This window comes from Neglectibacter sp. X4, from assembly GCF_009917365.1.
GTDB lineage: Bacteria > Bacillota > Clostridia > Oscillospirales > Acutalibacteraceae > Acutalibacter.
Map to the genome: position 1 here is coordinate 25,070 of NZ_QWLE01000034.1, position 6,333 is coordinate 31,402.

General features: G+C 55.1%; 8 protein-coding genes. All 8 read left to right on the forward strand.

The window, feature by feature from the left end; all coding sequences use genetic code 11:
- Positions 1-25 precede the first annotated feature (25 nt).
- On the forward strand, positions 26-628 hold the full coding sequence (locus tag D1841_RS11700) for a flagellar hook assembly protein FlgD (protein ID WP_160642413.1): 603 nt from the start codon (positions 26-28) through the stop codon (positions 626-628).
- A 36-nt stretch (positions 629-664) separates the two neighbouring features.
- The gene (locus D1841_RS11705; protein ID WP_160642414.1) at positions 665-1,036 is read left to right on the forward strand and encodes a TIGR02530 family flagellar biosynthesis protein; all 372 of its coding nucleotides are present in this window, start codon (positions 665-667) and stop codon (positions 1,034-1,036) included.
- A 121-nt stretch (positions 1,037-1,157) separates the two neighbouring features.
- Positions 1,158-2,462, forward strand: a complete 1,305-nt coding sequence (locus tag D1841_RS11710; protein ID WP_160642415.1) for a flagellar hook-basal body complex protein — start codon at positions 1,158-1,160, stop codon at positions 2,460-2,462.
- Positions 2,463-2,550: 88 nt separating this feature from the next.
- The gene (locus D1841_RS11715; RefSeq protein WP_160642416.1) at positions 2,551-2,769 is read left to right on the forward strand and encodes a flagellar FlbD family protein; all 219 of its coding nucleotides are present in this window, start codon (positions 2,551-2,553) and stop codon (positions 2,767-2,769) included.
- 56 nt (positions 2,770-2,825) lie between these two features.
- Positions 2,826-3,638: a motility protein A gene (locus D1841_RS11720; protein ID WP_160642417.1), complete on the forward strand. Its 813-nt coding sequence runs from the start codon at positions 2,826-2,828 to the stop codon at positions 3,636-3,638.
- A gap of 55 nt (positions 3,639-3,693) precedes the next feature.
- Positions 3,694-4,602: a flagellar motor protein MotB gene (locus D1841_RS11725; protein ID WP_160642418.1), complete on the forward strand. Its 909-nt coding sequence runs from the start codon at positions 3,694-3,696 to the stop codon at positions 4,600-4,602.
- A 3-nt stretch (positions 4,603-4,605) separates the two neighbouring features.
- Entirely contained in the window at positions 4,606-5,628 is a 1,023-nt protein-coding gene (locus tag D1841_RS11730) for a flagellar motor switch protein FliM (RefSeq protein ID WP_160642419.1), read from the forward strand.
- On the forward strand, positions 5,618-6,333 hold a 716-nt coding region (locus D1841_RS11735; RefSeq protein ID WP_207710190.1), incomplete at its 3' end, for a chemotaxis protein CheC. The genes D1841_RS11730 and D1841_RS11735, both read left to right, overlap by 11 nt.

Below are 6,333 nucleotides of genomic sequence, written 5' to 3' on the forward strand. Positions count from 1 at the left end.
AACCAACTGAAAGGAGGGACAGCACATGGCAAATGATTACATGGGCGACCTTGCAACCATTATGAAAGTCCCAATCACCAACAAGGTGGCTGACAAGAGCACTAACAAGAAAGCTGGCTCCGACCTGGACATGACCGACTTCCTCACCCTGATGGTAGCGGGCTTTAAGAACCAGGACATGGAGAACCCGGCGTCCACCTCGGACATGATGAACCAGCTTGTGCAGATGTCCGTAGTAACCGCCATCAACAACATCAACTCCCTGATAAGCGAGTCCACTGTTATGACCTATGCCGCTTCCCTGGTAGGGAAGACCGTCACGGTGGCCAAGGCGGCTGCGGGCGGCAAGGGATATGACGAAATCGAGGGCGTTGTAACAGGCACCGGCACGTTAAACGGCAAGCAGGTAATTTTCCTGGGCGAGGATACCTACTACCTCACCGACATTATGGCAGTAGGCAAGCTCCCCGAACAGAAAGAGGAGATCGACCCGGACGGCGGCGCAACGGATAAACCCGATGGTTCCGGCGGAACAGAAGGCTCTGGCGGGACGGAAGGATCCGGTTCCACAGGCGGCGACAACGGCGTAAAGCCTGATGGCAATATGAATATTCCGTCTGCGATATAAGCCCGGGCTATTTGCAAGAGGAAGGATGGCCCAACCATGATTGACAGAATCTCAAGGGGGGCGGGGGTTGCCAATGCCCCTGGCACGAAGCAGGCAGCGGCTTCCCAGAAACAGCGCCAAAGCTTTGGGCAGGTGCTGCAGGGAGAGCTGCAAAACCAGGTGAACTTTTCCAAACATGCCATTTCCCGGGCAGAAGAACGGGGAATCGAGCTGACGCCCACCTTGATGGAAAAACTGGCGGGGTCGCTGGAAAAGGCCCAGGAAAAAGGCGCTAAAAACATATTGGCATTTGACGCCACACAGGCCTTCATCATTAACGTCCCTTACGGACGGGTCATCACAACCATGAGCCAGGATGAGATGAAGGAGAATATTTTCACAAACATTGACGGCGCTGTGCTCCTGTAAAAATAAATTATACAGATAGCCGGACCCACCGGGGGCCTTCTGCCCCCACGGGATGCTATGGCAGGCGGCCCGAATGACTGCCTGCCGGCAGCGCCCACATTATAAAGGAGAAATTATCCCTATGACTGGTGCAATGTATTCCGCTGTTGCCGGCCTGCGCGCTCACATGAACGCGTTGAACGTAATCGGCAACAACATTTCCAACGTAAACACAAACGCATATAAGGCCTCGCGCTATACATTCCTGGAGTCCATGTACTCCAACGTCCGCGGCGGTTCTGACGGCACCACCATCGTGGGCGGCAGAAACCCCGCCCAGAACGGCTATGGCGCCTCCATCGGCACCATCGACCTGGACATGAGCACAAAAAACTTCACCCCCACAGGCATCAACGGCGACTGCATGATCAACGGCAACGGCTTCTTCATCGTGGGTGACAAGAACAACGTAATCGGCAACAGCTCCGACCTGAAAGACATGCTCCTCACCCGCCATGGCGACCTTGCCTTTGACAACCAGGGCTATCTGGTAGACGGCAACGGCAAGGTAGTATATGGCTACCTGGCAACGGAGAAAATGGTGCAGAACGACGAGGGTGACTGGGTGCCTCAGTACGAGGGCCAACCCCACCTCACCGCCATGCGCCTGCCCATGACCGTGAAAAAAGAGTGCTGGGTCATGACAGACGCCCAAGGCCAGGTACACATTACTGGTGAAAAGCCAGCCGTAAGCCAAACGATTGATGGCATCACACTGGATGAAAACAACATCAACGAATGGATCCACAAAGAAGTAGGCGACTGCATTTCTCCCGGCTATCGGCAGATTCCGACCGCAGCGGACGGAACAGTGGCTCCTACAGATCCTTGGGAATTTGTGGATTATGAAAATTCAGAGTTTGTCAGCGACAGCCGCGCCCTGGTGGACAACATCAGCATTGATGAAAAGTCCGGACGGGTAACCGCCACCACCCAGAATGGCAAAGTGGTTGTCTGCGGATACATCGCCATCGCCAAGGTGGATAACCCCAACGGCGTTTCCCACATCGACGGCCACTATTATCAGGCGCTGGAAGGCGCGGGCCGCGTCCACGCCACCTCTATCGGCCACGCCGTGCAGAACAGCCATGGGCCGGTTATGGATAATACGACAAATCCGCCAACTGTGAAAGAGCCTGCAAGTTTAGGCTGGCGTGGCACTGATGCCAACGATCCCACTGTAGGTTCCGGTATCCCCGGCGAATACGAAGGCATCCTGAACTCCGGCGGCACCACCCTGATCACCGGCGGCCTGGAGTCCTCCGGCACAGACCTTGCTTCTGAAATCAGCAACATGATTCTCGTACAGCGCGGCTATCAGGCCAATACCCGTATCGTAACCGTTACAGACACCATGCTGGAAGAACTTGTGAACATGAAGCGATAAAAATAAACAAGGCCACCAAAAGCGGGGAAAATCCCAGAGGTTTCATCCCCGCTTCGGCGTGGCTGTATTGAGAAAGGCGATGAACTGGATGATCACACTGACTAAAACAAACAAGGAACGGTTTTTGGTGAACCACATGCAGATCGAATGTATCGAGATGATCCCCGGCACAAAGGTGGTCATGATGAACCACGACTTTTACCTTGTAGAGGAAAGCGCCCAGGAGATCATTCAGAAGATTGCGGACTATAACGCCAAGGTAATGGACATCCGCCGGGAAGTAACCGTAACAAACGCTAGAAGATAAGCGCAGACGCTGACATACAGCGCCCGGGAATATCGACTGAATGAGGGTGACGTTTTATGAACATAGGATATTTTATAGGTCTGCTGGTGGCAATCGCGGTTATGTTGCTGGGTATGATGGGCTTCCCCGAAATCAACCCTTCGCTGATAACAAACTTTGGCGACGGCCCTAGCGTTATGATCGTTATCGGGTGTACGCTGGGCATTGTTCTGGCCAGCTTCCCCCTGAAAACAGTGTTAGGAATCCCGAAGCATTTCGGCATTTTGCTGAAAAACCCCAAGATGACTTCCGATGTAGTCATCAACCGCCTGGTGGATTTGGCGGGCATTGCCCGTAAGGACGGCCTGCTGGCCCTGGAAGAACACGCCAACCAGGAGGAAGACCCCTTCTTTAAACAGGCTATTATGCTCATTGTGGACGCCAACGACCCCGACCGGGTCCGCGCCACCTTGGAGAATGATATAGAATGCATGTCCGCCCGGCACAACGCGGCCGCGGCCCTGTATGACAAAGGCTCTGCGGTGGCCCCGGCTTTCGGCATGGTGGGCACCCTGGTGGGCCTTATCAACATGCTGCAAAACATGGACCCCACCAACGGTTCCTCCACCATCGGCAAGGACATGGGCGTGGCCCTTATCACAACCCTGTACGGCTGTGTGCTGGCCCATATGATTTTCAGCCCCATCGCCAATAACCTCCGCGTCCGCGACGAGGACGAGGTGCTCATAAAGCTGATTATCGTAGAGGGCATCACCTGCATCCAGGCTGGTGAAAACCCCAAAATGCTCAAAGAAAAGCTCTTAACCTTCGTGGCGCAGAAGCAGCGCGAAAAGATTGGAGCAGGCAGCGGCGGCGGCAGCGGCGAGTAAGCTTCCCTGCCTGCGGCCCTGCATAGAAACTAGGTAAAGGAAGTGACTTGCTGCCATGAAAATGAAAAAGAGCGACGGGGGTGGCGGCGGCGCCAACTGGATGGACACCTATGGCGACATGGTTACCCTGTTGTTATGCTTCTTCGTGCTTTTGTATTCCATGTCCACTGTAGACGAAAACAAGTGGAAAGCTCTGGTGCAAAGCTTCAATCCGGACGCCATCGAAACCCCGACCGATCCAAAGGGCAACGATGGGCCTAACGCCGATCCCCTGCTGCCGAACGCTTCCTCCGATACCCTCTCCCCAGAGGATATAGACGCGAAAGCCGCCCAGGAGGAAGTGGATAACGCCATGGAGGATCTGTACCAGATGCTCATGCAGTATATCCAGGATTCCGGCAAGAACATTGAGGTAACAAAAGGTGACGGCGTGGTGTATGTAAACTTTGACGACACTGTGTTCTTTGACGGCGAGGAATACGTCATCAAGCCGGCAGGCGAAGAAACCCTCAATGTAGTCTGCGGCGTGCTGGACAATGCCGCCCCATACATCGACGAAGTCCGGGTGCTGGGCCACACCGCCCAGGCCAACGCAGACCGGCCCAATACCCCGTCAGTAGACCGGTTCCTGGCCTCGAATCGCGCTACCAATACTGTCATCTATATCCAGGAGCACACCAGCGTGCTGGATTCAGCCCGCCTGGTCAGCGAGGGATATGGCCAGCACAGGCCTATCGCTCCCAATGACAGCGAAGCCGGCCGTGCCAGGAACCGCCGGGTGGAAATGATCATTTCCGGCAAAAACATGCTGGATAAGCTGGGGGACAGCATCGAACAGTACCATACGCTTGTAAAGGGCGAGGCGCAAGCGCCCGAATCCTCTGCCCCATCTTCTGCCAGCCAGGAGGAATCCAGTACGTCCCATGACGCCGGGCTGAGTAACACAGAAGGGCAGGAGGGGTAGTCCATGGCGGAGGTATTATCACAAGCGCAGATTGACGCGCTTCTAAACTCCATGAACGGCGGGGGCGGCGATTCTTCCCCGAAAAAGGAAGAGGCCCCGGAGAAAAAATACCGCAAGTATGATTTCTCCAGCCCCCGGAAGTTTACAAAAGACAGGCTGAAAATGCTCAGCGGCATTTTTGATAACTATTCCCGCGTTCTCAACACCCGCATAAACGGCCTTGCCCGGGCCACTTGCGAGGTGGAAGTGGAAGGCGTGGAAGAGCAGCGGTATTTCGAGTTCGCCAACGCCCTGACAGACACCATGGTGCTTACCAGCGCCCACCTGAACCTGAAGGGGGAAGTAGAGGAAACCCCTGTGCTAATGTATGTAAGCACCCCCTTCATGGTCAGCATGATGGATCGCATGACTGGCGGGGACGGGGATGTGGTGGATGATCTGCCAGACGATTACGTTTACACGGATCTGGACTTAAAACTCTATGAAAGCCTGGTGAAGGATTTTGTCTCCATCATGGGCCGCAGTTGGGAAAACTACATCCAACTGGATTTTGAGTTCGGCAAGGTGGAGACAAACCCCACCTTGGTGCAGCTTATCGGCATGGACGAAACCGTCGTGCTGGTGGAGCTAAGCGCGAAATTCCCCAACGTGGAGGGCCGTATCAGTATCTGCCTGCCAGGAATGGTGCTGATGAATGTTTTCGCGGCAATCAACGCCGACAACCCCGCCAAGCGGGCGCACGAGGAGGACAACTCCGGGGAAATTATGGACAACCTGCGGGATTCCACCCTGGAGATACACGCCGAGCTTGCCCGCACCAGCCTGCGCTTGGGGGATGTCTACCGCCTCAGCGTGGGGGATGTCATAGACCTGAACCAGAAGCAGGACAGCCCGGTGTTCCTGCGCATAGGCGGGAACCAATGGTTTGACGGCCTGATGGGCGTAAGCGAGAAGAAATTAGCGGTGAAGATCAAAGAGGTATATCATAACGCCGAGAGAAGGGACAGTTTGGAAAATGAGCAATGATGTTTTTAGACCAATAGAATTAGACGCTATCGGCGAGATCATGAATATCAGCTTGGGTTCATCGGCCACAGCCGTATCCAACCTGCTGGACCACAGGGTGGATATCACCACGCCCACTGTGGAAGTGGTGAATGTGGAGGACTTCTCGCTAGGCTCCATTGAACCTGCCGTAGGCGTTGAAATCAAATACGTAGAGGGCCTGGAGGGCAGCAACATCATGCTGCTGCGCCTAAGCGATATCAAGGTCATTGTGGACATCCTTATGGGTACGGATACCCCCTTGGAGGACTTCGTGCTGGATGACCTGACCCTGAGCGCGGCCTGCGAGGTTATGAACCAGATGATGGGCGCGGCGTCTACCGCCTTGTCAGATTTCCTGGGGCGCGTGGTCAATATCTCCACCCCGCAAACCTTTGACGTATATGACCTGGACGCGTTCAAAAAGGAACGCATGCCGATAGAGTCCGGACCCATTGTAGCGGTTCGTTTTGCCTTGAGCATTGAGGGCAAGCTCAAGAGCGAATTTATGAACGTTATCTCCGTAGAGCTGGCAAAGGAGCTGATTGCAGGCTTTGGCCTGGATACAGAGGAAGAAACCCTTCCCGCCCCGGCCCCGGCCCCTGCACCCGCTCCCGCCCCGTCCTCTGGCGGCGTGATGAGCCAGGAGGAAATCGAGAAGATGCTGGCGGGGGGCGCGCCTGCCGC

Excerpts from the sequence above, each read along its gene's own strand:
- D1841_RS11720 (WP_160642417.1), top strand. The coding sequence starts at position 2,826 with ATGAACATAGGATATTTTATAGGTCTGCTGGTGGCAATCGCGGTTATG.
- D1841_RS11715 (WP_160642416.1), top strand. The coding sequence starts at position 2,551 with ATGATCACACTGACTAAAACAAACAAGGAACGGTTTTTGGTGAACCAC.
- D1841_RS11725 (WP_160642418.1), top strand. The coding sequence starts at position 3,694 with ATGAAAATGAAAAAGAGCGACGGGGGTGGCGGCGGCGCCAACTGGATG.
- D1841_RS11730 (WP_160642419.1), top strand. The coding sequence starts at position 4,606 with ATGGCGGAGGTATTATCACAAGCGCAGATTGACGCGCTTCTAAACTCC.
- D1841_RS11710 (WP_160642415.1), top strand. The coding sequence starts at position 1,158 with ATGACTGGTGCAATGTATTCCGCTGTTGCCGGCCTGCGCGCTCACATG.
- D1841_RS11700 (WP_160642413.1), top strand. The coding sequence starts at position 26 with ATGGCAAATGATTACATGGGCGACCTTGCAACCATTATGAAAGTCCCA.
- D1841_RS11705 (WP_160642414.1), top strand. The coding sequence starts at position 665 with ATGATTGACAGAATCTCAAGGGGGGCGGGGGTTGCCAATGCCCCTGGC.